This window comes from Heyndrickxia acidicola, assembly GCF_001636425.1.
GTDB classification, from domain to species: Bacteria; Bacillota; Bacilli; order Bacillales; family Bacillaceae_C; genus Bacillus_AE; species Bacillus_AE acidicola.
In genome coordinates this window covers 796,882-820,043 of the sequence record NZ_KV440953.1, presented here as the reverse complement: position 1 = coordinate 820,043, position 23,162 = coordinate 796,882, and the positions used below count along the sequence as shown (strand labels likewise).

At 38.2% G+C, this 23,162-nt stretch carries 19 protein-coding genes; 7 read left to right on the top strand and 12 right to left on the bottom strand.

Annotation, left to right across the window (positions count from 1 at the left end; genetic code table 11):
* Positions 1–87 precede the first annotated feature (87 nt).
* From A5N88_RS24065 to trhO, 3 genes are all read right to left on the bottom strand, one after another.
* Positions 88–1,433 (bottom strand): IS3 family transposase gene (locus A5N88_RS24065; RefSeq protein ID WP_157090593.1). Its coding sequence is split into 2 segments (ribosomal slippage): positions 88–992 and positions 992–1,433, totalling 1,347 coding nucleotides; the frame shifts between segments, so codons are not numbered across the junction.
* Positions 1,434–1,497: 64 nt separating this feature from the next.
* A complete protein-coding gene (gene mprF, locus A5N88_RS03795; RefSeq protein WP_066263231.1) occupies positions 1,498–4,065 on the bottom strand; it encodes a bifunctional lysylphosphatidylglycerol flippase/synthetase MprF in 2,568 nt (855 codons plus the stop codon).
* A 512-nt stretch (positions 4,066–4,577) separates the two neighbouring features.
* Positions 4,578–5,549 (bottom strand): oxygen-dependent tRNA uridine(34) hydroxylase TrhO, encoded by a 972-nt coding sequence (gene trhO / locus A5N88_RS03785; RefSeq protein ID WP_066263226.1) that lies wholly within the window; start codon positions 5,547–5,549, stop codon positions 4,578–4,580.
* A gap of 530 nt (positions 5,550–6,079) precedes the next feature.
* Between trhO and A5N88_RS03780 the strand changes: the two genes are divergently transcribed.
* Positions 6,080–6,688 (top strand): exonuclease domain-containing protein, encoded by a 609-nt coding sequence (locus A5N88_RS03780; RefSeq protein ID WP_066263224.1) that lies wholly within the window; start codon positions 6,080–6,082, stop codon positions 6,686–6,688.
* 83 nt (positions 6,689–6,771) lie between these two features.
* Here A5N88_RS03780 and A5N88_RS03775 read toward each other — a convergent pair whose 3' ends face one another.
* Entirely contained in the window at positions 6,772–8,961 is a 2,190-nt protein-coding gene (locus A5N88_RS03775; protein ID WP_066263222.1) for a DNA topoisomerase III, read from the bottom strand.
* A gap of 214 nt (positions 8,962–9,175) precedes the next feature.
* On the opposite strand from A5N88_RS03775, the gene A5N88_RS24060 reads away from it, so the two are divergent.
* Positions 9,176–9,304 (top strand): YuzL family protein, encoded by a 129-nt coding sequence (locus tag A5N88_RS24060; RefSeq protein WP_083953010.1) that lies wholly within the window; start codon positions 9,176–9,178, stop codon positions 9,302–9,304.
* 52 nt (positions 9,305–9,356) lie between these two features.
* Complete coding sequence (locus A5N88_RS03770) at positions 9,357–9,602, top strand: YkuS family protein (RefSeq protein ID WP_066263218.1); 246 nt, start codon at positions 9,357–9,359, stop codon at positions 9,600–9,602.
* A gap of 53 nt (positions 9,603–9,655) precedes the next feature.
* Here the strand turns inward: A5N88_RS03770 and mobB are convergent, their stop codons facing one another.
* The 5 genes from mobB to A5N88_RS03745 form a co-directional block, all read right to left on the bottom strand.
* Positions 9,656–10,171, bottom strand: a complete 516-nt coding sequence (gene mobB / locus A5N88_RS03765) for a molybdopterin-guanine dinucleotide biosynthesis protein B (protein ID WP_066263213.1) — start codon at positions 10,169–10,171, stop codon at positions 9,656–9,658.
* Positions 10,138–11,430: a molybdopterin molybdotransferase MoeA gene (locus A5N88_RS03760; RefSeq protein ID WP_066270222.1), complete on the bottom strand. Its 1,293-nt coding sequence runs from the start codon at positions 11,428–11,430 to the stop codon at positions 10,138–10,140. The genes mobB and A5N88_RS03760 overlap by 34 nt, the downstream gene beginning before the upstream one ends.
* A gap of 64 nt (positions 11,431–11,494) precedes the next feature.
* Positions 11,495–12,508 (bottom strand): GTP 3',8-cyclase MoaA, encoded by a 1,014-nt coding sequence (gene moaA / locus A5N88_RS03755; protein ID WP_066263211.1) that lies wholly within the window; start codon positions 12,506–12,508, stop codon positions 11,495–11,497.
* A gap of 478 nt (positions 12,509–12,986) precedes the next feature.
* Positions 12,987–14,903, bottom strand: a complete 1,917-nt coding sequence (locus tag A5N88_RS03750) for a vWA domain-containing protein (protein ID WP_066263209.1) — start codon at positions 14,901–14,903, stop codon at positions 12,987–12,989.
* Between the two features lie 16 nt (positions 14,904–14,919).
* Positions 14,920–15,807 (bottom strand): ATP-binding protein, encoded by an 888-nt coding sequence (locus tag A5N88_RS03745; RefSeq protein ID WP_066263206.1) that lies wholly within the window; start codon positions 15,805–15,807, stop codon positions 14,920–14,922.
* Positions 15,808–16,034: 227 nt separating this feature from the next.
* On the opposite strand from A5N88_RS03745, the gene A5N88_RS03740 reads away from it, so the two are divergent.
* Together A5N88_RS03740 and yidC are read left to right on the top strand one after the other, a co-directional pair.
* Complete coding sequence (locus A5N88_RS03740) at positions 16,035–16,316, top strand: hypothetical protein (protein ID WP_066263202.1); 282 nt, start codon at positions 16,035–16,037, stop codon at positions 16,314–16,316.
* Positions 16,317–16,345: 29 nt separating this feature from the next.
* Entirely contained in the window at positions 16,346–17,137 is a 792-nt protein-coding gene (gene yidC, locus A5N88_RS03735) for a membrane protein insertase YidC (RefSeq protein ID WP_066263198.1), read from the top strand.
* A 60-nt stretch (positions 17,138–17,197) separates the two neighbouring features.
* Here yidC and A5N88_RS03730 read toward each other — a convergent pair whose 3' ends face one another.
* Positions 17,198–17,635: a Rok-like winged helix domain-containing protein gene (locus A5N88_RS03730; protein ID WP_157090592.1), complete on the bottom strand. Its 438-nt coding sequence runs from the start codon at positions 17,633–17,635 to the stop codon at positions 17,198–17,200.
* A 334-nt stretch (positions 17,636–17,969) separates the two neighbouring features.
* On the opposite strand from A5N88_RS03730, the gene A5N88_RS03725 reads away from it, so the two are divergent.
* Positions 17,970–19,454 carry an aldehyde dehydrogenase family protein gene (locus tag A5N88_RS03725; protein WP_066263193.1) on the top strand — a complete coding sequence of 495 codons (1,485 nt, stop codon included), beginning with the start codon at positions 17,970–17,972 and terminating at the stop codon, positions 19,452–19,454.
* Between the two features lie 220 nt (positions 19,455–19,674).
* Here the strand turns inward: A5N88_RS03725 and A5N88_RS03720 are convergent, their stop codons facing one another.
* On the bottom strand, positions 19,675–21,312 hold the full coding sequence (locus A5N88_RS03720; RefSeq protein ID WP_066263190.1) for an AMP-binding protein: 1,638 nt from the start codon (positions 21,310–21,312) through the stop codon (positions 19,675–19,677).
* A 233-nt stretch (positions 21,313–21,545) separates the two neighbouring features.
* Here A5N88_RS03720 and sda point away from each other — a divergent pair, with 233 nt between their 5' ends.
* Positions 21,546–21,680: a sporulation histidine kinase inhibitor Sda gene (sda, locus tag A5N88_RS03715; RefSeq protein WP_066263187.1), complete on the top strand. Its 135-nt coding sequence runs from the start codon at positions 21,546–21,548 to the stop codon at positions 21,678–21,680.
* A 168-nt stretch (positions 21,681–21,848) separates the two neighbouring features.
* Here sda and odhB read toward each other — a convergent pair whose 3' ends face one another.
* On the bottom strand, positions 21,849–23,108 hold the full coding sequence (gene odhB, locus A5N88_RS03710; protein WP_066263185.1) for a 2-oxoglutarate dehydrogenase complex dihydrolipoyllysine-residue succinyltransferase: 1,260 nt from the start codon (positions 23,106–23,108) through the stop codon (positions 21,849–21,851).
* Positions 23,109–23,162 lie beyond the last annotated feature (54 nt).

The window sequence follows — 23,162 nt, the reverse complement described above, 5'->3', positions numbered from 1 at the left end:
ACAAGTTTTTAAACATTAAGCCACCTTTAAGAAAGTAAAAAACGCCCGTAATGAAGTGACCCCATAAAGTTAGACACGGTTATTCCCTTAGGCAACTTGTTGGGCATGAACTCGGTATTGTACCGGGCTCATGCCTTTTAGTTTTGTCTTAATCCGTTTGTTATTGTAGTAATTTATATACTTATCTAGTTCTAGCTTTAAGTGTCCCACACTGTCGAATTCTTTTAGATAAAGAAATTCTGATTTCTTAATGCCAAAGAATTTTTCTATTACAGCGTTATCGTAACAGTTACCCTTGCGAGACATACTTTGCGTAATCCCATGTTGTTTCAGGGCATGTCTATACTGTTTCATTTGATAGTGCCAACCTTGATCAGAGTGAATTAGAAGCTTAGCTTTATCTGTTACTTTTTCAATTGCTTGATCAAGCATTGTAGAAACAAGTGAATAAACAGGCCTTGAACCAATTGTGTATGTAATGATTTCACCATTATATAAATCTAAAATTGGCGATAAATACAATTTCTCTCCAAACAATTTAAACTCCGTAATATCAGTTATCCATTTCTCATTTGGTTTTTGAGCCTTAAAGTTACGATTTAAAATATTAGGGACAATTTTCCCCATAGTTCCTTTATACGAACGGTATTTTTTCATACGGACTAAGGATTTTAATCCAAGTTCTTCCATTAAACGCTGCACTTTTTTATGATTCACTTTATGTCCGCGATTTGTGAGTTCATCACGAATACGGCGATAGCCATACCGACCTTCATGTTCGTCATAAATTGATTGAATTAACTTTTTAAACTCAATATCTCGATCAGGACGATTGCGGTTTTTCACCCAATAATAATAGGTACTGCGCGGGATATTTGCGAGTTGAAGAAGTGCGATCACCGGGAATTCTGTCCTTAGTTCATAGACTACTTTCGTTTTATCTTGTTTGGTGATTTTTCCCTGTTTTGAACTAAGGTATTCAACTTTTTTAAGTAAGCATTCTCCATTCGCAGACGCTCTACCTCTTCTTTCAAAGCTTCAACTGATCCGTCAACTGGCTTCTTTCGATTGTCTTTTTCCATGGATGAACGCCCCTTTTTCTTCATTTTCAGGCCATCTAATCCTTCCATTTCTAATTGCTTTCTCCAATTGGTAAGTGTAGAAGGAGCTGGAATGTTAAAAATCGCAGCTGTTTCTCTTATAGACGTCCCGTGCTCATTCATATAATTAAGTACGTCTAGTTTATACTCCCAAGTGTAGGTTGCATAGACTTTTTCAAAAGCTTTTTCTCCATGATATCGGTATTGTTGAGCCCAGTTTAGAAAAACCGATTTATTAACCCTAATAGAATCAGCGATAGTCTGTAGACTTTCTTTTCCACTTAGATAGCGTTTTACTGCGTTTATTTTATCTATGTCTGTAAATTTAGTCATAAGAAAAGCACCTCCAATTGTTAGACTGGTGTCTAACAATTGGGGTGCATTTCATAATTCCCTTTCAGGAATTGGGGCGTTTCTTTGAAATAAGCAATAATATTTGAATCATTGTGATCGGCAAGGAAGTTTTCTTCCTGTATGCTAAAAATTTGGCCTCCCAGGAATCTGCATATTTTTCCATGAATTTCTTCAAGCCTTGGAATTGATTCAGATAGTCTCCATGTGTAAAAATTTGAGAAGCTATTTTTTCTCCTAAGAACGAATATTTCGATAACCCTACATTGGCCAGCGGTGCCATTCCAAGATTGAAATATTCGTACCCTTTTTTATTTGCTGCCTCAAAAAGCTGTAATAGCAAAAAGTCCGTTACACCCTCCGGTGACTCCGGAGAAAACCTCAGTAAATCAACCGATATCGTTTTATTCTGATCATATTTAGGCATTAGGCTGGCAAAGGCTATTATTTTTCCATTATGATCTCTCACAAGACTAAGAGGAGATAAATTCAAATAATGTTCATTAAAAAAACCAAGAGAAAAACCTTTTTCACTCTTCCCTTCAAGCCATTGGTCAGAAATTTCGCGCAGCTGATCCATAAGACCTTTGGAAAAAGGCGGCTGATGCAGGGAAAAATCATACCCTGATTTCTTCATTTGGCTATTGAGTTCCCTGGAGTTGTTCATTCTTTTGCCAAAAAGAGAAAATTCTTTTAGATGAACAAATCCTTCCTCCCCTAATTTAAAAAAGTCATAGCCGTTCTCATGCAAAATAGGCAGCAGGTTCCCATTCACCTGATAATAAACCGGAGTGTATCCATAACGGTCAGCAAGATTTTGAAACTCTTCAAAAGCCTTTCCAAAAAGTTCTTCATTGCCTATCGGGTCTCCCAGCACAACCAGCTTATCCGCATATTTTTCAAAAATAAATAAAACTTGTCTTTCCTGCCCCCAATAAACATGCTTATCATGAAGGAAAACAAGATGGGATAAAACTGTTCCTCCGTAGCGCTCCAGGTGCTGCTTTATATCTTTTACCTGAGTGTAGGACGACTGAAACCGAATGGAGTATGGCCTTCTCATTAAATAGACAAACAGCATGACAACCAATGCCAATATGAGTCCGATAAACGCACTTCTAAACAAATCGTGGGATTCATAAATCATATACTGGCGGAAAAAACTCGGTATTTTAACATTTGCCATTGGTAAATTTGCATAACCGATGACTAAATAGATGATCACGAAAAGAAGAATAACCGTTATGTCAAAAGCTGCCTTCCCCCATGTAATGACAAAATTCACCCTGTAAAATCTCTTCTTGGAGAGCCATAGCATGACCGCTACAAAAAACAGGAAAATGGCTTCTTCATAATCCAGTCCCTTTGCAAGCGACAATATTCCCGCTAGAATAAGGACAAAAATGGTGGCATGATAAGCCCATTTTACCTTGTACTCTATTCCTCTTGATAATAAGATCAGCAAAAGTCCTGCTGTAATCGATAGCTGTAGGGATAACTGCATGATGGGCAGTGACAGAAATCCTTTCAGAAATTTAAGTCTGTCAAGGACACCAGGCAGAGCAGCCGACACAAGTAGAATAAACCCTGCCGAAAAGACTAAGATGGTTAAGATCCAGTGGCTGACAGTTGTCGCTAAATCAAAGATAATCTGCTGGTATTTCCTGCCGATTTTTGTCCACAAAGTCTTTAATAGTATCACTGTTCCCAAGAGAAAAGGGATAAGATAGTAGCTAATTCTGTATAGTAGAAGAACCAGGAGAATTTTCTCTGATGAATGGTGATAGTATTCCAAACCCATAATCAAGACCAGGTCAAAAGAGCCCAAGCCTCCCGGTATCATGCTGATAATTCCTGCACAGGCCCCTACTATGAATATCGGGAATAAATGCAAATAGGTAATATGTAAATGAAGCAAATGGCAAATAATATAGAACAAGATTGACGCAAACGTCCATTCAAAGATAGAAATGACCACTAGTGACAATAAATGCTTAGAGCCAAAATGCAGGGAATCTTTTTTCTTTTTTTTGCTTATATAAAAGCTGATCAAGAGAAAAGGGATATACAGGGAAAGTCCCCACACAGCAAAGCGCAGCCATACAAGTCCTGAAAGAAAATCCGTCCTGAATAATCCGAACGAAACCAGCCAGCTTAATACCGATAAACCCGCTAAGTAAAAGACAGATACTTTAGCTATATTTTTTATTAACTGTCCTTTATCTCTGTATAAATCCTTTAAAAAAAAGGTTCTCAGGCTTAGACCTGCAACGCCGCCAAAACCAATGAAATTTGAGTATGTATTCGTTGTAATGGAGTACAGAATAATATCCTTGTATTTCATCTTTATATTTAATATACGATCTAAAACGATATCATAAAACACCATTGGGGAGGTAGCAAGAACTCCAGCTGCAATTATAAAGGTGCTGTTACGCCAGTTTAGCTCGTCCAAATGCTTTTTTAATAAATGAAAATTAAAATCCTTTACAACACTTTTGGATTCAAAATAAATAAATATAAGTAATGCAATGGGAATCACAATTTTTAAATAGGATAGATATTTTTTGTTCAGCTTAAACTTCACTTTTTGCACCGTCTTTCTAAAGCTCATCGCAAAGGTCCTTTAGTCCTGCCCTCTCTTAAAAGAACTTTCCATTTTGGCTGAAGTTCTAATTAATTACATTTAGATTTACACTTAGTCTCTAGAGAACCATTTATTCCACAACTGGTGGAAAACTGGATTTAGCTTAATTGTGTACGCCCAGCCAAATGCAAGGATAACAATAGACACTGGCTTGATGGGTACGTGCAGAATCAAATTGGCTCCCATAATGTAGGTGAGAGTGAAGGTAAAACAAATGCCCAGGATGTGAAGGTATAATATGATTTTTTGAATGTCCATAAAATTCCTCCTTTCTATAAGCATAACAAATTTAAAATAGACTTAACATCATTTTTTGCTGCCGAGTAGTTATTATTCCTTGGCATAGATAATGAATAAAGGCTGCTTAGGAATGAACAAAGCTATTTCTTGATAAAACCATACATCTCTTTCTCATTACCCCTTATGGTGTATATTTTATCCAATTTAACAAAAAAAGATAGCCTGAGGCTACCTTTTTTTTATTGCTGAACGAGTCTCTCTTCTTCTAATTTGCTGATTCGATCTGCAATTTCTTGTTCAGTTAAACCATGTTCTTTCACATACATGTTTCTTGGATGAACACGGCATTCGTCTGTACAGCTTCTCATATATTTATGTTCATTATCTTCAGAACATAATATTTGCTTATTACACTCTGGATTAGCGCAATTAACATATCTTTCACAAGGCTCGCCAGTGAAGTAATCCTTCCCTACAATCACGTGATCCTTGCGATTAATTGGGACAGCAATTCTGGAATCAAATACATAACACTGTCCGTCCCAAAGCTCACCCTGCACTTCGGCATCCTTGCCATAAGTTACAATACCGCCGTGAAGCTGAGAAACATCCTCAAAGCCTTCTTCTAAAAGCCAGCCTGAAAATTTTTCACAACGGATGCCGCCTGTGCAATAGGTTAGAATTTTCTTTCCTTGAAATTCTTCTTTGTTTTCTCTAATCCAATCAGGAAGATCCCGGAAGGTTTTTATGTCAGGTCTTACCGCATTGCGGAAATGACCTAAGTCATATTCGTAATCATTTCGTGCATCTATAATAACTGTATCTTCTTTCTGCATTGCCTCAAAAAACTCTTTTGGACTTAAATACTTTCCTGTTACTTCATGCGGATTAATATCATCTTCCAAGCGCAAAGTAACGAGTTCATTTCTAGGTCTGACATGCATCTTTTTAAAAGCATGAGCATCTGATTCATCTATTTTAAATACCATATCGGCAAATTTAGGATCACTTTTCATTGTATCCATGTACATTTGCGTTTGCTCTTCCGTGCCAGAAACAGTACCGTTAATTCCTTCTTTTGCCACTAAAATACGGCCCTTTAATCCAATTTCTTTACAAAAAGCAAGGTGTTGCGCTGCAAATTCCTCTGGATTATCAATCGTTACATAATTATAATACAATAATACTCTGAATGGTTTTGTTTCTTCCATATTGTTTACCACCTATCAATTTATATTTGCAAGATATAAATGTACGAAGGAAGTATATGTGATACACTTTTTCTCTTACAAACAAATATTTTACAAACTTTAAGGAAAAAAATCAAGTATAAATCTTTACAAAGGGCTCTTTCTGTAAATTTTGACGCTATATAAATTTCTTATAAATTGGATTTTGATTTCTGCTCCAGGCACGCGCTTTCCGCGGGGTTAAGGGAATTTTATCGGCGCAAATTCCGCCTGCAGGGTCTCCCTTTGCCGGCTTGTCCCGCATGAGCCTCGGCCCTTCCGCTCCTGTCATCAAAAAAACTTAAATAAAACATATTTAGACCATAAAAAATAATAATAGAAACTTGTGAAAAGGTTACGAAAAGTACCGGGAATACGGATCCATTTTGGGAAAAAAGCAGCAATCCATGCAATAATAGTCATACTCAAATAACAATAAAATCATTCCACTAGGGAATTCACACTTAATTCGCTATACTGTTTATAAAAGCATTTAGGAGGTTTTTAACAAAATGACCATCGCTACAGGTGCCGTAGTTGATATCGAGACAACCGGCTTATCACCTGCAACCCATGAAATCATCGAGATATCCATAATAAAATTTTTATTTCATCAAGATTCAGGAAGGGTAATTGAGGAACTGGGAGAATACCATGCTTTCAACGAGCCGTCTTTTCCACTCCCATCTTTTATTGCAAATCTCACTGGGATAACAGACGGCATGCTGAAGAATAAAACGTTTGACCTGACAGAACTTCGTACATACTGTTTTGATATTGATTATTTCATAGCCCACAACGCTTCTTTTGACCGCAGCTTTTTAATTGAACTGATGCCCGAGCTCACAGAAAGAAAATGGTATTGTTCTATGCGGAATATTAAATGGAAGGAGTACGGATATGCTAATAAAAAACTAAATACTTTGCTTCATGGCCATGGTATACACAATGTACACGCCCATAGAGCAGACAGTGATACAAGATCCACCTTTGAGTTATTGCAAAAGCATAATCCTGACGGTTCTCCTTATTTGCTTGAAATGTTATCAAAAAAACCAATGAGGAAGCCGCAGCATAAGAAAACATATTACCCAAAAAGCAAGAATGTTCCATTCTCCTGATAGTATTACGAATAAAAGCTATCGCTTAAGCTTTTATGCCTTATTTTTTCACACAAAAGGAGCCTGTTCGGCTCCTTTTTACATTAGTCTAATTTTAAATTTTTAAATGCTTCAGCAAATGCATTATTTAATGGTTCTTCCTTATTTTGCTGCTTATTTAAATACTTTTGAACCTCTCGTTTCGATACTTTTCCATTTGATTCGCTTTTTCGGCGTTTTTCAAAGGCAGACAGCTTCTCGCGATACCCGCACTTACAGGCAAAAATTTGGCCTTCCCCTTCTCCACGGAGCTCCAGCTTTTTCATGCATTGAGGACAGCGGGCATTGGTAAGGCGGGCCACATTTTTTCGATAACCGCATTCACGATCTTGACAAACAAGCATCTTGCCTTTTTTTCCGTTTACCTCAAGCATTGGTTTTCCGCATTCAGGACAACACTTTGTTGACAGGTTATCATGCTTATACTTTTTATCGCTTGATTTTATTTCGGAAACAATTTCTATTGTATACTGCTTTATTTCATTGATAAATACTTCTTTTTTAAGCTTCCCTTTTGCTATCAATTCAAGCTTCTGTTCCCATTCGGCTGTGAGCATAGGGGATTTCAACTCTTCTGGTACTAAATCAAGCAATTGTCTGCCTTTTGACGTAATATGAATGTCTTTTCCTCGTTTTTCGATCAAAAAAGAATTAAACAGCTTATCAATGATGTCTGCACGCGTTGCTACAGTGCCCAGCCCCCCTGTAGATTTTAATGTATCTGCAAGCTGTTTATTTTGTGTATTCATATACTTCGTTGGATTTTCCATTGCAGAAAGCAATGTGGCTTCATTAAATCGAGCAGGAGGATTTGTTTGACCGGTTGTTTGCGCAATGAGCTTTACCTGTAAGCTATCTCCTTTTTCAATTCGGGGCAGAATTTGTTCTTTTAGATCATCTGCTGTATCGTCATCGTCAAATCGATTTTCATAAACTTCCTTCCAGCCCATAGACAAAATATTTTTTCCTCTGGCAACAAAGGTTTCCTCCCCAATTTTCGCATGAAGGGTCAATTGATCATATTCGAATGCAGGGAATAATACGGATAGGAACCGTTTTACCACCAAATCATATATTTTCCTTTCCCTATCAGTAAATGCAGATACATTCACATAGCTTTCTGTTGGAATGATAGCGTGATGGTCAGAAACTTTTGTATCATCAACGAACCCTTTTGTGATTTTAAGAGGCTTTTTCAAAATCTTATTTACCAAAGATCGATATTCACCCGCTCCGCACGCTTTTAAGCGCTCTTGTAACGTACCAACGATATCTGAGGAAATGAACCTTGAATCGGTACGCGGATACGTTAAAACTTTATGCTGTTCGTAAAGCTTTTGCATGATGTTCAACGTTTCTTTCGCAGAATAGCCAAAAATGTTATTGGCATCACGTTGAAGCTCTGTTAAATCATAAAGACCCGGAGAAACGGTTTTCTTTGTTTTTTTCTCAATTTCTTCAACGGCTGCATTTTGTGTTCCCAATTTCTTTATGATAGCTTCGATCTTGTCTTTATTAAAACTTCGTCTATTGCCGTTAGAATCAATCCAGGCCAAGGTTAGGTTATTTGTTGTTTTAGCCTCAATTCCATAATAGGTTTGCGGTTTGAAATGCTTAATTTCGTCTTCTCTCGAAGCAATAATTGCAACGGTAGGTGTCTGTACACGTCCACAGTTAAGCTGTGCATTAAATCGAGTTGTGAGGGCGCGCGTTGCATTAAGACCGATATACCAATCCGCTTCTGAACGAGCTACAGCGGAGGCATACAAGTTTTCATAAGCTTTTCCGTTTTTTAATTGTGAGAAGCCTTCTTTAATCGCTTTATCTGTAACAGAAGAAATCCACAGCCTTTTCATCGGCTTTTGGACTTTCGCTTTATCTATAATCCAGCGTGCGACTAATTCTCCCTCTCTCCCGGCATCAGTAGCCACAATAATTTCATGTACGTCCTTTCTTGACAACTGGCTTTTAACCGTATTGAATTGTTTTCCTGTCTGCTTGATTACGGTTAATTTCAAATGCTCCGGCATCATAGGCAGATCTTCTAATTTCCACGTTTTATATTTGATATCGTAACTTTCAGGGTCCGCTAATGTGACTAAGTGCCCAAGCGCCCATGTTACAATATACTTATCTCCTTCAAAATATCCATTTCCATTTTTATTGCAATTCAGTACACGCGCTATATCACGTGCTACTGAAGGTTTTTCAGCAATTACTACACTTTTTGCCATACGTAAAACATCCTTTCCAATTTCCATATGTTAAATATAACATAAGATTCCCTAGTATTCATTTGTGCTTAAATGGCTTATACAAACTAAAGATAAAAGCAATTTACTCAAAGATACATACTTTCAAGGTAAAAACAAAAAGATAAGATTAGCTTTTTAAGTTTCTCCAGTGCAACACTTTCTTTTAAATAGTCAAGTAAAAGGAGGCCCCTAAATGGCAAAAGTAAAAAAAGATCCATCCAAAACTGGTTTAAGTGCTTCTAAAGTAAAAGGACAAGGTACAACAACAAAAGAAACGGGTACCATTGAAGCGGATGCATCCAGACAAAAACACGGAAGATAAGGGCATATTATTAAGCGATTAAGGCATGATAATGAAGAGGAGGTGTTAAAGAATGGCAAAAATTGGTGTAGAACAATCTTTAACAAATGTCCAGGAAGTACTTCGTGAAAAAGGATACGAAATTAAAGAATTAAAAAATGAAAATGATGCAAAAGGCTGTGATTGCTGTGTCGTGACAGGCGGAGACGAGAATGTCATGGGTATTCAAACAATTACTACCGAAGGCTCAGTCATTGATGCAAGCGGTCTTTCTGCAGAGGAAATCTGCCATCAGGTCGAAAGCAAATTGCAGCACTAATACGCAAAAGGCTAGAGGAAAAATTTCCTCTAGCCTTTTCATTATCATTTGTATTATAAACTTTCCAGCATATCCTCATAAAACCAGTTCAAAATCTTTTCCTCTTCTTTTATGAAGAAAATAGGATATGCCCCTTTAGATATAAGCGGATACCATGAAATAACAGCCTTTATATTGTTCAATGCCGACAGAAGCACCTCATCCTCATGCTCCCGAATCAGTACCACTTTAGGAAGCGCTGCATTTTTATACCCTTCAATTAAAATAATATCAAGATTAAATTGGGCATAAACATCCAGAATTTTATCTATTGTCCAGTTATCTTTTCCCCATGAAAGCATAAGATCTCCATTTCCTTCGACTGCTGTTAGCATAGCTCCTGCCTCCTGATGCCTTTGTGTATCTTTTTTTGAAACTGCGGTATCAGGAGCTCCTCCATGTCCATGGTGTTTGATAGTGCCCATTTGAAAGCCGATCCGGCTGCCCATTTGAAGGATTTTTTGAATTAAGGTAGTTTTTCCGCTATTTTGGTAGCCTACAATCTGGAGGATCTTGGTTTTTCCTTCCACGGTTCCTCACTTCCTGTCTGGTCATCTAAAAAGAGGACATCCACTAAATCCCCTTTTCTGTAACCCCGTGTTCCCCCAGGGAGTACCATTAAACAGTCCGCAAGAGAAAGCGAAGTAACAACACTCGATTTGTCCAACCCAACTGGATGTACGTGTATTGTACCTCCTTCAAAGGTTGTTTTACTGCGGACAAAGCGGTTAAAAGGGTTAGATTTCGGAAAATCACTTTTTAGAAATGCTTGTCCGGCCCTTAAAAACGGCCTTGAGCTATGAAGCCAGTACCGAATTACAGGCCGAACGTACAGCTCAAATCCGACATAACAGGCAGAGGGATTTCCAGAAAGACCAAAAAGCAGCTTTTCATTTGATACAGCAACTGAGGTCACGCTGCCCGGTCTCATCGCTATCTTGTTGAAAAGGATATCTGCCTTTAACCGTCTATAGACCTCAGGAAGATAATCAAAATCACCTACTGATACCCCTCCTGTTGTAATTACAGCATCACATTCGTCCATTGCTTTTTGTACGGCTGTATGTAGAGATTCCAGATCATCTGCACAGTTTTGGTATTTTATTACGCTTCCTCCGGCACGCTTGATCTGCGCTTCAATCATATAACCATTACTGTTCCGTATTTTTCCGGGAAGCAGAGGTTCATCTATTTTCAAAAGCTCGCTCCCTGTCGCGATAATGCCAATAACAGGCTTTTTAGAGACGGGTACACGATGATAGCCAAAGGTGGCAAGAAGGGCTTTAACTCCAGGGTTTATGTACGTACCTTTTTTTAAAAGGACCTCCCCTTTTTGAGCATCTTCCCCCTGAAAAGATACATTTTCATCTTTATCCACTCTTCTTTTAATCCAAATAAAATTGTGATTCTCTAATCTTTCTTCCTTTACCAATTCAAGCATGATAACAGCATCCGTTCCAGCTGGCAAAGCTGCTCCTGTCATAATGCGGACAGCCTGGTTTTCGCCCACAATCTTGCGGCTCACCTGGCCGGCTCCTATTTCATCAATCACGCTCAATTTCAAAGGCTGCTCTCTGGATGCTGTTTGAGTATCCTCAGATCGAATGGCAAAGCCATCATAAGGAGAACGGTTAAATGGAGGTACATCATGATCTGCGTTTAGCGGCTCAGCCAAAAACAAGCCTTCACAGTCATCAATTGAAATCCATTCAACCTCCCCTCTTTTCTTCCACTGCATTACTTTATCAACTGCATCCTTCACCCATATCGGCTGACGGCGTTCTACCATTTTCATAACCCCATCTCTTTTTTACTCGCTTTCCTTTTTGGATTCCAAACATTGCTGATTGAAGTCAGCCTCCAATATAAGACATTTCAATTTTATTGCGTCTTGGAGACCCCTTTACGGCTCTTTCATCTGAATAACGGTCATTTCTGTTTTCCCAAACCTGCTTTAGTGCCTGTTTACATTCATCATAGGTTAGATTTGCACGCAAAAGGGATTTCACATCAAATCCCTGGCTTGCGAATAAGCAGGTATAGAATTTCCCATCGGCAGAAATCCTGGCTCTTGTGCAGCTGGAACAGAAGGATTCTGATACAGACGTTATAAATCCGATTTCTGCATTGCTTCCTTTATAGCGATATCGTTTTGCTACCTCCCCATAATAAGCAGCATCTATAGGCTCCAAATCAAAATGTTCGGTTAACATGCCAAACATTTGTTTCTTGGTCAGCACCCTTTCCCAATTCCATCCATTCGAATTTCCTACATCCATAAATTCTATAAATCGCAGCGGAACCCCAAGCTCTTTAAAATACTCTGCCATGGGCAGGATTTCCTGTTCATTTACACCCTTTTGGACAACCATATTTACCTTTATTTCAAATCCCGTTTCAAGAGCAGTGTCAATTCCCTTTAGCACCGTTTTCGAACTGATTCCTTTTCCATTCAATTTTTTAAAGACTTCATCATTTAAAGCATCCAGACTAATATTTAATCGCCTTAGCCCCGCTTCATATAATAAAGGCGCCTGTTTTGTTAACAGCACTCCATTTGTCGTAAGCCCAATATCCTCTATTCCATCTATCGCGGTTAATCTGCCTATTAAAACAGGTAAATCTCTCCTTAAAAGTGGTTCTCCTCCTGTTAAACGCAGCTTTCTGACACCCAAGTCCGCAAATACACTGGCTACCATCTCAATCTCTTCAAAAGAAAGGACCTTGTCCTTAGGAAGAAATTGAAAATCAGGTCCAAAAATTTCTGCTGGCATACAATACGCACAACGGAAATTACATCGATCGGTAACAGAAATTCTTAAATCCTGCAATGGCCTTTTTAACTGGTCAACTACTCTATCAGCCACAATCTCATCCCCTTTCTCCTTACTCTAGCTCTCATTTTATGCATATAGGCTGACCTGAAAATAACTTTATTACGAGTGCAAAGCATCAAGTCAACACCAAGCTCTGGTGATAACGATTGCCTTATCGTTATGGGAGAAAGAACACCTTTTCAAGTGCCATAATGCAAATTTTATTAGAATGGTGGTCTCTGTCAAAAATCAGGTTGATTTAACTCATATTGATTGTGCAAGAATTCAACAGGCAAGAAAAACAGAAGACATACACTAATAAAAAATGTTCAAAGTAAATTAGATTATCCCGCATTATTACCTTTTTCATATGTATTAGTTCACAATTTTATTGGAAAAGGAGAGTGTTACACTCTCCTTTTCCATATCCTATTAATCATATTTTAAACCTATTTTCTAAATATACAAAACAAACTGGTTTAAATGGCATACGTTACAATCGGTTATCCTATCGGCTGTAGGCAACGATTTAAATACTTCTATAAAGAAGCCTTTTTAATAAAGGAAACAATATCTCCGGAAGTTCTTCAATTTCAGGTACCAGCATGCTGAAATGACCATATATATTCTTTAAGGTATTCCTTTGGCTTTCCTCGATATGGCTATTTGAAAGAAAAATATTGATGACTTCAATTCCATTTTTCCTTGCTTCAAGTACAGCCTCATGGGTATCCACGATTCCATTTTGGTTGTAACCAAAAGCCGCAGGCTCACCATCCGAAAAAACGAGCAAAAATTTCTGCGTCTCCTGCCGCGCTTTTAATCGTTCAGCCATGTGCCTAATGGCAAACCCATCTCGATTGTCCTCTTCCGGTTCAAGCTGCAAAATTTCAGGACCTGTCTGTTTTTTTAATGAAGAATGAAAGTCGATGACCGTTTTAAAATAATTTGGCTGCCTTACTTTGGTCGCCTCACTGGTATCCTCCCAAAACCCTACCACTTCGTGAGCTACCTTGACGGATTTAAGCGATTCATGGAATAACGTAATTCCTCGTTTCGTTTCATCCATTTTATCGTACATAGAAGCAGAACAATCAACCAGTAATGAAAAAACCGCGTTGATTTCTTTTGAAGGCTCCTGTTTTTTATGAAACAATCTTGGATTTTCCTCAGTAAAAAAAGGTATTAACCTTTTATTCAGTCTTCCAAATTGAATATTTGTCCGTGGTGCATTTCTCTTGTGTTCAAGTGTTTTCTCAATAAGCTTTGTCAGCTTTCTCTGAAGGGCCTCAATTTCAGAGCGGTAAAGTGAATATTTCTTGATCTCATCTGCAAGTGGAGAAGCAGGCTTTAATTGAATAGAAACAGCATATTTATTTTCTTTTCCATATTCTGTTCTGTCCGTTCCGGTATCGTCCTTCTTTTGCTTTTGCGCCTCCATTTTAGAATAATCATTTTTGGCGGTTTTTTGCATAGAACCCTGAACGATGGCAAGCGCCTGGTCTCCCGCTTCCCCCTCTCGTACTCCTTCTCCCAGCAAATCGGTCTGAGTCCCCTGGTCGAGATCAAACTGAAGAAAGCTTTTGCTCATATCACTGGTTTCTCTATGCCAGGTTCTCATTTCCTCTTCAAAAATTTCTTCTTCACCGCTTTTTTCTTTAGATGAAACATCCTTATTTTGCAGCGGATCCTTTCTTTTTAAATCATCAAAATCCAATCCATTCTCCTTATCCTCCGCTGTTAAATCTGGAAAATGAAAATATTCATTCAGCATATCAGGGCTTATGATATCTGAAAGCACTTCAACAAGCTCTAAGCAGATTTTTGCGATGCTGTTTGTTGATTTCGCATCGTAATATTTGTATACCTGGCTTTTAATATAAGGCATAGCCATGTCAACAGAAGGCAGGATGGATGGCACTTCCTCAAGTGGAGACTCAGAAAATAACATCAAATAAATCGTATTAAAAAGGGCGTCTGTATGAATACTTTTTACTAGGTTTGTATTTCGTTGTGATGCAAAATAGTTTCGGTAAACCGTCCGGCGGATGCTGAAGCTTTTCTTGATTCCGGGTCTTTCCTTTTTGCTCAGTTCTTCCACACGGGCATCTTCCATCATCATAAACAGCTGTTTTGCAAAGCGCTTTAAATGCGTTTTTTCTATTTGATGTAAATAGCGTTTGGATTCCTCGGTATCGGAATAACCGAAATTCCCTATTGCTCTTAGAAACACATCGCTTTTCAAGCCTGCTCTCATAATTTCTTCTGGCCTATGATTCCAGAAGTGGCTGATATAGATATTCTTTTCCTTTTTGTCCAAATACGAATGAACACTAAAACGGACTTCATATTCCTTGTCACGGGTTAAGGTTTTAGCCAAGTCCTCGAGCTCCATGAGCAGCATGGAGTCAATTTTATCATCATTAAATTGTATAAATCGCTCCATATAAATCCCTAGCCTCCTACTCAAACAGCGTTTCAGCAATGTTTTTTACGGCGGCTTTTTCACGGTTATCTTCAAGCTTGTCAATAATTCCCCTTTGGATTGCTCGAAGAGGCGGCAAGTAGACTGCAAGATCACATGTATCAAGCAATGCCCTTATAGAAGCCGCTTCCTCCGATATTTGTCCATTTTGCACCTGTGTAATTAAATCATGTGATAGCAAGAGGAATGTATCAAGTAATGAATCATCCTTTAATGCACTTTGTGTTTGTAAAACCGTTTTTAATGTAGGGCCTTGAATATATGGAACTTCAATGACTACAAATCTATTTTTCAACGCTTCATTCAACGGCACTGTCCCCACGTAGCCTTCATTTACTGCTGCAATGACACCAAAATTGGGATCTGCATGGACAACTTCACCTGTAAAAGGATTTGTAATCATTCTTCTATAGTCCAAAACACCATTTAATATAGGCAATGTTTCTGGTTTCGCCATATTAATTTCATCTATATATAGGAGATGTCCATTATCCATTGCTTTCACAACTGGACCAGGAACAAATTCAATGGCACTCTTGCCATCTGACTGATGGATTGTTTTGAACCCTAAAAGCCCTTCAGCGTCTAAATCCACTGAACAATTAATGCTGTGCATAGGCTGGTCAAGAGTTGCAGAAAGTGTTTCAGCAAGCTTTGTTTTACCGGATCCCGTCGGCCCTTTTAGCAGCACATTCTTTCCTAAAAGAAGCGCTGTCAATGCATCACTAAATATAGAATCATCAGAAGGAATGTAGCCACCCTTGCCTATTAAGCTCTTGTCTTCCTTCGTAACATTTTCTTTTGAAGTGCGTTTAAATATCAGTTCTTTTATTGCTGGAGATAAATCAATTTTAAGATCTTCCATAAATGAATATTCTCTTCCCTTCCTTGCAGTTAATTCTGAAGTATTGGTTTATTATACTAAATTGTTTATATTCTGTATCATTGTGATGCGTCAAATAATATAAAGAAATCTGAAACCATGGATTGCTTCATAAGTATATGATAAAATAGTAACAATGCATTGTAAAATGTAAGAAAATACGGTATACTTCTTTTCTAATGTGTACATAAGGTGTGTGAAGTAATTCAATGCAATATATTCTTGATTTCACAAATGATCCGCTGATTTGTTCCTTTTATGTCAGTATTATTCTGGCAATTGGACTTGCTTATATTTGCAATCGATTTATTTTCAAGCCATCATCCTATCTGTATACAAATCCCAGCTCGTTAATGATTAATGGCGAAAAGAAAAAAGATCTGCAGAAAAGTCCAAATCACCATCCCATTATTCTGTGGATTATACAGTGTGTAAGGCGTAAGGATTGCCCTCAGGAAGATCCAGCCCATCTTGTATCCATTATCATCTAAACTATTTATCATTCTAAGGGGGATATTTGATGAAACGTTTTACACGATTATCTTTTTTGTTAGCAGTAGTCCTGCTGCTTCTTTCTGCTTGCACGCAAAGTAAACCGACTAGCACTTCCAACAACAATGGATTCTTTCACCATTACTTTGTAAACCCATTTGCTTCTGCTATCCATTATACAGCCCATGTCCTTGGCGGGAATTATGGTTTTGCAATTGTGGTTGTTACGCTGATTATCCGTTTGATTTTAATGCCGCTTACATTAAAAACATTTAAAAATCAGCAGCAAATGAAAGAAAAGATGGACAAAGTAAAACCGGAAATGGATGCTATTCAAGCAAAAATCAAAAAAGCAAAATCCAAAGAAGAGCAAATGAAACTTCAACAAGAAATGATGGGCTTATATCGTAAACACGGTGTAAATCCTCTTAACATGGGATGTCTTCCTGTTGTCATTCAAATGCCGATTTTAATGGGATTTTATTATGCTATTCGTGGTTCGAGTGAAATTGCAAGCCATTCCTTCCTATGGTTCAGTCTTGGAAAAGCAGACATTGCTATGGCGATTATTGCCGGAATCATCTACTTCTTCCAATTCAGAATTTCATTGCTTGGAATGCCTGAAGAACAGCAAAAACAAATGAAATTTATTGGTTTATTATCTCCAATTATGATTTTATTTGTTTCATTTAGTGCCCCTGCTGCCCTGCCGCTTTACTGGACTGTAAGTGGAGGATTTCTGGTTATCCAAACCTACATTTCAAAAAAATTCTACCAGACACAACCTGCTGCCCAAGTAAAAGGTTCGAAAAATAAGTAGGAAGTTTGAATTAAAAAGACAAAAAAATCCGGATAATGATTCCGGATTTTTTTTGTCTTTTTATCTTTGCGCCATGTACTGATACAACCCACGGTAAGGCTTTTGAATATTTGCATCTGCCTTTTCCACGGTTTTCATAAAAGTAGTCATATTAGCGATTTTTAAACCTGTTGTTTCTTCGATCATTTTTTGCAGCTGAGAGCCTTTTAACGGTTCGCGATGTTCTTTTAAAATACGGATAGCAGCTTCTCTCATCTTACTGGATTTACTTCTTCGTGATGGCCGTCCAATGCGCAACTTTCTTTCTCTTAGCTGGCTATCTTCCGTTTTTGTTTCTTCTTTAGCAGCCTCTTTTTCTTTTGTCAGATCCTCTAATTTGATAACAAAATCTGAATTCGTTTCATCAAGTTCACGCAATCTCTTAAATATGCTTTGCCTTTCCAGGTGAAATTCTTTAATGACTTGAATCTCTGCACCATTTAATTGTTCTAATCTCATTTTCAAGGCCATTCTCTCATTAATCATCTAATTCCCCTCGTTTTTTCCCTTTTTATATCAGAACTATACCTATCCACCTACATTATAATATGCCAGAAAAAAAATAAAAAGCTAAAAAGCACTTCTTTTTACCTATTGAAAATAATTAAAGAATAAAACTATGTCGAAGAAACAAAAAATTCCCCGAAAAATTTTCATAATATTTAAGACAATTATGTTGAATTCAAGAACATTAACCTGTAGGATATTGTTGTAAGCGTTATCAATACAGGATTGTTACATATCCTGTTAATGCTGCTTTTGTTCCATTACTTTTTCTTAAGGGGGATATTTGATGAATCAAGCAACTGCTCAAATCAACGAGAAAGTAGAAAAGTTTTTACAGGGAACGAAAAAACTCTTTATTAATGGTGAATTTGTCGAAAGTGTCTCCGGAAAAACCTTTCAAACACCTAATCCGGCAACTGGAGAAGTTTTAGCCACCCTCTACGAAGCTGGCAAAGAAGATATTGACCTTGCGGTTAAAGCAGCACGGAAAGCATTCGATGAAGGAAAATGGTCAAAAATGAGTGCTGCCTCACGGAGCAGATTGATGTATAAGCTGGCAGACCTTATGGAAGAACATAAGGAAGCACTCGCACAGTTGGAAACGCTGGATAACGGAAAGCCAATTCGTGAAACAGCCAATGCAGATATTCCTCTGGCTATCGAACATATGAGGTATTATGCAGGCTGGACTACAAAAATCACCGGTCAAACCATTCCTGTAAGCGGACCATTTTTTAACTACACACGCCATGAAGCGGTGGGAGTTGTTGGTCAAATTATACCATGGAATTTTCCATTATTAATGGCTATGTGGAAGATGGGTGCCGCTCTTGCAACAGGCTGCACAATCGTCTTAAAGCCTGCCGAACAAACCCCTCTTTCCGTTTTATACTTAGCAGAATTAGTAAACGAAGTGGGATTCCCTCCTGGGGTCATCAACATCGTTCCTGGATTTGGAGAATCAGCCGGCCAGCCGCTGGTTGACCATCCTCTTGTAGATAAAATTGCCTTTACCGGCTCAACTGAAGTAGGAAAACTGATTATGGAACGTTCTTCCAAAACACTGAAAAGGGTTACCTTGGAATTAGGGGGAAAATCACCAAATATTATTTTGCCAGATGCTGATTTAACGAAAGCCATTCCTGGAGCATTAAATGGTGTTATGTTCAACCAAGGCCAAGTATGCTGTGCAGGGTCTCGTGTCTTTATCCAGAAAAAGCATTTTGATAATGTTGTTGCGGACATGGCATCTCATGCTAAAAACATAAAGCAGGGTACCGGCCTGGACTCTGGTACCGAAATGGGGCCGCTTGTTTCGAGCGAACAGCAAAACCGTGTACTTCATTATATTGAAAAAGGGTTAAGTGAAGGGGCTGAGCTACTAGCAGGCGGAAAGAGACCTAGAGAAGAAGGGTATTTCGTAGAACCGACTATTTTTGCTGATGTTCGGGATGAAATGACGATTGCAAAAGAAGAAATTTTTGGGCCCGTAATAGCTGCCCTTCCATATGATGATATAAATGAGGTCATTGACCGTGCTAACAACAGTGAATACGGATTAGCTGCGGGTCTGTGGACCAGAGATGTTGCTAACGCTCACTATATTGCTAACCGCCTTCGTGCCGGTACAGTTTGGGTAAACTGCTATAATGTCTTTGATGCCGGTTCTCCATTTGGCGGTTATAAGCAATCTGGTATTGGACGTGAAATGGGCTCGTATGCATTAGACAATTATACAGAAGTAAAGAGTGTCTGGATTTCTATGAAATAAAAACAACAAAAAATAGTCTGGTTAAAATACCAGACTATTTTTTATTATTCTCTTTAATGTCAGTAAATTGTTTTCTTCTAAATACCAACTGGAAATGGAATTTCCAAATTTATATCACTTTAAATAGGTACTCTTCATCAGTTTTTTTGTAATCCACTCCGGCAGTCCTTGTTGGCATCTTCCATCCTTAAATTAATATTTCTGCTGGTTATTAAACCTATTATCTTGCCAAAACCTTTTTTGATTCCACTCTTAATTTAAACTTTTGAACTTTCCCAGAAGCTGTCATAGGATAAGAATCTATAAATTCTATGAATCGTGGAATCTTATGTCTAGAAATTCTTCCAGCACAATACTCCCGAATATCCTGGACCGAAAGAATTTCACCCTGCTTCGGAATAATCCAAGCCATTACCTCTTCTCCATACACTTCATCCGGAACACCAATTACCTGTACATCGAGTACCTTTGGATGCTGATAGATAAACTCCTCTATTTCACGCGGATAAATATTCTCACCCCCTCGAATAATCATATCTTTTAATCTTCCGGTAATTCTGCAGTAACCGTTTTCATCCATGACCGCAAGATCTCCCGTATGAAGCCAGCCTTCCTCGTCAATTGCCTCTTTTGTGGCTTGGGGGTTATTATAATAACCTTTCATCACATGGTACCCTCTCGTACAGAGCTCTCCTTGTACGCCATAAAGCACTTCTCTATTGGTGCCGGGTTCACAAATTTTTACTTCTACCAACGGCAAGGCACGCCCCACTGTTTCCACTTTTATTTCAATAGAATCATCCGTCCGTGTTTGGGTAATGCCGGGAGAAGATTCCGTTTGACCATATACAATAGTTATTTCATTTGCCCCCATTTTATTCATTACATCTTTCATTACTTCTATTGGACAATTAGAACCTGCCATTATGCCCGTTCTGAGGGAAGAAAGATTATAGCTATTAAAATCTGGCAGATTAAGCTCTGCAATAAACATAGTAGGAACACCGTGCAATGCTGTACATTTTTCATCCTGTATCACCTGCAGCACTTCTTTAGGGCTGAACTCTTGAATAGGTACCATGGCAGCTCCGACAGATACACAGGCCATCGTTCCGAGAACACAGCCAAAACAGTGGAAAAATGGGACCGGTATACAAAGTCGGTCGATTTCCGTTAACTTCATGCACTCTGCTATGTTAAAGCCGTTGTTTACAATGTTATAATGAGTGAGCATGACTCCTTTAGGAAATCCTGTGGTTCCGGAGGTATATTGCATATTGATCACATCTTCAGGTTTTAAGTCATTAAGTCTTTTATCCAGCTCGCTATCTTCTACTAATTGACCAAGATGAATAATATCGTTCCAGCAATATGTTCCTGGATATGCATGCTCACCAAGTATAATGATATTTTTTAATAAAGGCAGTCTCTCAGACGATAATTCCCCTGGTTTACTTGTCCTTATTTCCGGACAAATTTCATAGAGCATTTCAATATATGACACGTTCCGAAACTGCTCCATTAATATAATGGTAGTCGCATCAGATTGCCGTAGGAGGTACTCTAATTCAGCTGTACGGTAATCCGTATTAACTGTGACTAAAACAGCTCCCATCTTGCCTGTTCCGAATTGGCATTCGAGCCATTCGGGTTTATTTGAAGACCATATTGCAATATGCTCACCTTTTTTTATCCCTAATCCCATTAACCCTTTTGCCACCGTACGGCAAATTTGATTGAATTCTTTATAGCTCCATCTAAGATTCCGATCTGCATAAACTACCGCTTCGCGATCACCGTGTTGTTCAGCCCTCTCCTCCAGAAGCTGCCCAATTGTTTTATTTAATAGTACCGGCATATGTAAATCTCCTTTTCAACATTACTCACTGTCTCAAACAACAGCATACCCTAGAATTAAGTTAACATATATTTCCGAATATTCAAATACAATTTCATTACGTTTTTTCTATTTTTTTCGACAATATTAATATTTTTTTGATTTTTTTGCAAAAAACCCTTTTCTTTTTTCAATAAACAATGTATTATTATTTAAAAATATAGAAAATATTAATTCCACTAGGAGGTTGTAACATGAAAATTATGAGTAATGAAATGTTGGTAGCAGCCTATCGAGACGCGAAAAATAAAGGTCAAGATCATGAGTGGATTGAAGTGTTAAAATCTGAAATTCGGAAGCGCGGTTTAAATCCTATTGTTATTCGATGATGAGTTGAATTAAAGTAAATAGAAAAAACGTGTACTTCCAAAAGTACACGTTTTTTTTTGAAGTTAGCAGTCTTGCTCATAGATCAAAGGGAAGAATTCTTTCCCTTATGTAAAAGGCAGGAAAAAAGCAGTCTCTGAAACCAGAAACTGCTTTTATCTTTCTAATCCTTAAGATTCCAACAATAGATCTTCTGGATTTTCAAGTAGCTTTTTAACCGTGACTAAGAAACCAACAGCATCTTTTCCATCAATCACTCGGTGGTCATAGGACAAGGCAACATACATCATTGGGCGATTTTCCATACGCTCTGCATCTATTGCAACAGGACGTGTTTGAATGGTATGCATACCTAAAATTCCTACTTGCGTGCCATTTATGATTGGAGTAGAAAATAATGATCCAAATACTCCACCGTTCGTGATCGTGAAAGTTCCGCCTTGAAGATCGCTCAAAGCCAGTTTATTATCACGTGCTTTCTTAGCAAGTTCTCCGATTTCACCTTCAATTTCAGCGAAATTTTTGCGATCGCAATCACGGACAACTGGTACGATTAATCCTTCCTCAGTTGAGACAGCAACACCGATATCATAATACTTTTTAAGGATTAATTCGTTATCCTGAATTTCTGAGTTTACATAAGGATACTTCTTCAATGCAGCTACGACTGCTTTTGTAAAGAAGGACATAAATCCTAACCGAACATCATGATCTTCGTAGAATTTATCTTTTTTGCGTTTACGCAGAGCCATAACGTTGGTCATATCAATTTCATTAAATGTTGTCAGCATCGCTGTATTGTGCTGCACTTCAACTAAACGCTTTGCAATTGTTTGGCGTCTGCGAGACATGCGGATACGTTCAACAGGCTTACCATCTTCCACTGAAGCCGCAACTGGAGCTTTTGACTGGCCAGCAGATTTGGATTCTTGTTTTGGCTGATTTTGATAAGCATCTACATCTTGTTTTCTTACACGGCCTAAAGGATCTATAGTTGGAACTTGTCCTAAATCAATGCCTTTTTCTCTAGCAAGCTTGCGTGCTGCCGGAGAAGCAACCGGACGATTCTTTTTGTCTGTTTCGGGAGCTATTTCTTCCTTGTCAAACTTAGCATCCTGTTTCACTTCCACAGGCCGGCTTTCTTGTTTTGGTTCTTCCGATTTTGGCTCCTGAGCCACAGGTGCTGGTGCAGCTCCCCCCTCGGAAACAACAGCAATTACATCTCCTACCTGAACAGTATCGCCTTCTTCAAACTTAAGCTCTTGCACTACCCCTGCTTCTTCAGAAATCACTTCAACATTTACCTTGTCGGTTTCTAGCTCGACAATGTATTCCCCTTTTTCGACTTGATCGCCTGGTTGTTTTAACCATTGAGCAATGGTACCTTCTGTAATAGATTCTGCTAGTTCAGGCACTTTTATTTGAGCCACGATGATATCCTCCCTTAATTCAAAAGCCTTTATATTTATCAATTTATTTTACAA